This is a genomic window from Actinomycetota bacterium (assembly GCA_036280995.1).
Classification (GTDB): Bacteria; Actinomycetota; CALGFH01; order CALGFH01; family CALGFH01; genus CALGFH01.
The window spans coordinates 1-3394 of the sequence record DASUPQ010000167.1; the positions used below are offsets into that span (position 1 = coordinate 1).

Genomic DNA, 3394 nt, shown 5'->3' on the forward strand with positions numbered 1-3394 from the left:
GCCGGCCGCCCGGCCTCGACGGTGCGGGGCTGGCTGCGGCGGTTCCAGGCGCATGCCGAGGCGATTCGGGTGGCCTTCGCCTGGGTGGAACACCGAGTGTCGCCTGCCAGCGTGAAGGGACCACCTGAGGCCGGTTTCTGCCACGGTCATGGGACCACCTCTGCCAGTTATGGGACCACCGGCGTGTCGTGACGCCGGGTGGTCGGGGCGCTTGTTCGATCTGCACGTTCTGTTGCCCAGACGTGGAGGTCCAGTGGCGTTCCGGGAGGTCGATGTGGTGGAGATCCGTGAGGTGCTACGAGGGTGGCTGGACGGGGGTGGGTTACGCACGATCGCCGAACGCGCCGGAGTGGACAGGAAGACGGCGCGTCGGTACGTCGAGGCGGCGCAGGCCGCCGGGCTGGTTCGGGATGCCGGCCAGGCGGCGTTGTGCGACGTGTTGATCGGCGCGGTGGTCGAGCGGGTACGGCCGGCCCGTCCGAACGGTCACGGCGCGGCCTGGGAGGCGTTGGCGGCGCGCCGGGCCGACGTCGCCGGGTGGGTCAAGGACGGCAAGACGCTGGTGAAGATCGAGGAGCTGCTTGCCCGGTCGGGCACGGTGGTGCCGTACCGCACGTTGCACCGGTTCGCGGTCGCGGAGTGCGGGTTCCGGGTGCGTGGCACGACGGTCCGGGTCGCGGACGGGGACCCGGGGGTCGAGTGTCAGATCGACTTCGCCCAGATGGGGTTCATCACCGACGCGGAGACCGGCCGGCGGCGGAAGGTGCATGCGCTGATCCTGACGGCGGTCTATTCGCGGCACATGTACGTCCATCTGTCGTACGGGCAGACGCTGGCCGATGTGATCGCCGGCTGCGAGGCCGCCTGGCTCCACTTCGGTGGCGTGTTCAAGGTTCTCGTGCCCGACAACCTGAAGCCGGTGGTGATCGACGCAGACCCGGTGAACCCGCGGTTGTCGGTCGGTTGGCTAGACTACTCCCAACACGCGGGTTTCGTCACCGACCCGGCGAGAGTCCGCCGGCCACAGGATAAACCACGAGTGGAACGGGCTGTGCAGTATGTCCGGTCGAACTTCTTCGACGGCGAGGACTTCCCCAGTCTGGACGCGGCGCAGCAGGCCGCCCGGCGTTGGTGCACCGAGAAGGCCGGGATGCGGATCCACGGCACGACCGCGGCCCGCCCGTTGGAGGTGTTCGACGAGCTCGAGGCGCCGCTGCTGCTGCCGGTCCCACCGGTCTACGACGTGCCGCTGTTCCGGTCGGTCAAGGTGCACCGGGACCACCACTGTGAGATCGGGAAAGCGCTCTACAGTTTGCCTTCCGCCTACATCGGCGTTCAACTGGACGCCCGCGCGGACTCGGCGCTGGTCAAGCTGTACCACCGCGGCCAACTGATCAAGACCCACCCCCGGCAGCGGCCCGGCGGCCGGCACACCGACCCGGCGGACCTACCCACCGAACGCACCGGGTACGCCATGCGCGACCTGGAACGGTTGCAGCGCACCGCCGACAAGCACGGCCGGCACATCGGCATCTACGTGTTCCGGCTGCTGGACGACAAGCTGCCCTGGACCCGGATGCGTGCGGTCTACCGGCTGCTGGCGCTGGTCCGCCGCTACGACGCCGCGACGGTGGACGCGGCCTGCCGCACCGCCCTGGAGTTGGACGTCGTGTCCGTCACCAAGATCGCCGCGATGCTCGCCAAGGCCCTCGAAACGGCCGCTCCGGACCTGCCGGCGGCCGCCGGACACCCGGCCGGCCGGTTCGCCCGCGACCCGTCCGAGTTCACCCCGGCCGGCCGCCGCCGGCTGCACCTCGTCCCCGACCCCACCACCGCGGAGCCCACCGAATGACCACCACCCACACCACCACCATCAACCCTGCCGGGGCCTCGTCGGCCGGTGGACCGGTCGACCCGATCGGCACGGACCTGCTCACGCTGCTGCGCACCCTGAAGCTGTCCGGGATGAAAGACACCCTCCCGGAACGGCTCTCGCTGGCCAAGAGCCGGCAGCTCAGTCATCACCAGTTCCTGGAACAGCTGCTCGCCGACGAGGTGTCCCGCCGCGACGCCCGGTCCGCCGCCGCCCGGGCCGCCCGCGCCGGGCTGCTGCCGCTGATGCGGCTGGAGACCTGGACCGAACCGGAGAACCTGATCTACGACCGGCAACTGCTGTCGGACCTGACCACCCTGCGGTTCGTCGAGGCCGGGCACAACCTGCTGGTCCTGGGAGCCGTCGGGGTGGGCAAGAGCCATCTGGCCACCGCGCTGGGGCACATCGCGGTCCGTCGGCGGCTGACCGTGCAGATGATCCGGGCGGAGAAGCTGTTCACCCGGCTGCGCGGCGCCCGGCTGGACCAGACCCTGGAGGCCGAGTTCCGCCGACTGACTCGCCTGGACCTGCTGATCATCGACGATTTCGCGCTCAAGGCGCTCGACGCGACCACCACCGTCGACTTCTACGAACTCTGCGTGGAACGGCACGCCAGGGCCGTCGCAACGGTGGTGACGAGCAATCGTGACCCGGGCGAGTGGCTGTCCATGACATCGGACCAACTTCTGGCCCAATCGGCTGTCGACAGGCTGACCGGGCACGCGCACACCCTGATCCTGGAAGGACCGTCCTACCGGCAACGCCACAACCCGGTGGGCGGCCACCGGTCGGCGAGTGGTGACCGGCCATGAACGATCCCGAAACCCGGCCCAGCACCGTCGAACTCGCCGAATCTGCGGCCGAGGCCGTCCGCGCTCTGAACCACCGCACCCGCAGCCCCGACGCCTTCACCGGGCCGACGCAGCTCTACCGGCTCGTCGCCGAACTCGTCCTGCTCGTCGACGGTCTGCCGCAACTGCTGAACCAGCTCGGCCGCTGGCTCCACGCCGAACACGACGCCGATCGCGTCCGGTCCGACAACCACGCCGATCCCGGCCCGACCGTCTGGCAAGCAACCGCCCAGATGACCGACGCCGGCGACGCCGCGCACGACCTGGCCCACGCGCTGGCCCGCGCACAACAGTGTCTGGCTCACCTCGGTGCCACCCGACCCGACCGCACCATCAACCACCCCAGCCAACCAGCGACCGCAACCAGGACGTCGATATCCGAGCGCCGCCGACCACCCGTGCGTCCTCCCGCTCGAACCACGCAACTCTAAACCGACACGGGCGGCCACCTCCCGGACCGGCGAGGCCCAACCGACCGCGGCCGGCAACTTGACCCGCCGGCCGATCTCACGGCATGCTCAACCCGCCCCAGGTGGTCCCATGCTCGTGGCAAGACGGTGGTCCCTTCACGGTGGCAAGTGACACCGAGCCGCCGGCGGCTGCGATCTGGACCGGTTGACGCCGACCGGCGGGGTGGTCGGGGATGCGGTCGCGCAGATCGGCGCGGCGG

Annotated in this window: 3 protein-coding genes; all 3 read left to right on the forward strand. The window is 70.2% G+C overall.

Translation table 11 applies throughout. The features are described from left to right. Positions 1-253: 253 nt before the first annotated feature. From istA to VF468_05470, 3 genes are read left to right on the forward strand one after another with little or no spacing between them, the layout of a single operon-like run. Complete coding sequence (gene istA / locus VF468_05460; protein ID HEX5877759.1) at positions 254-1852, forward strand: IS21 family transposase; 1599 nt, start codon at positions 254-256, stop codon at positions 1850-1852. Next, a complete protein-coding gene (locus VF468_05465; GenBank protein ID HEX5877760.1) occupies positions 1849-2685 on the forward strand; it encodes an ATP-binding protein in 837 nt (278 codons plus the stop codon). Before istA ends, VF468_05465 begins: the two co-directional genes overlap by 4 nt. Then, a complete protein-coding gene (locus tag VF468_05470) occupies positions 2682-3155 on the forward strand; it encodes a hypothetical protein (GenBank protein HEX5877761.1) in 474 nt (157 codons plus the stop codon). Before VF468_05465 ends, VF468_05470 begins: the two co-directional genes overlap by 4 nt. Positions 3156-3394 lie beyond the last annotated feature (239 nt).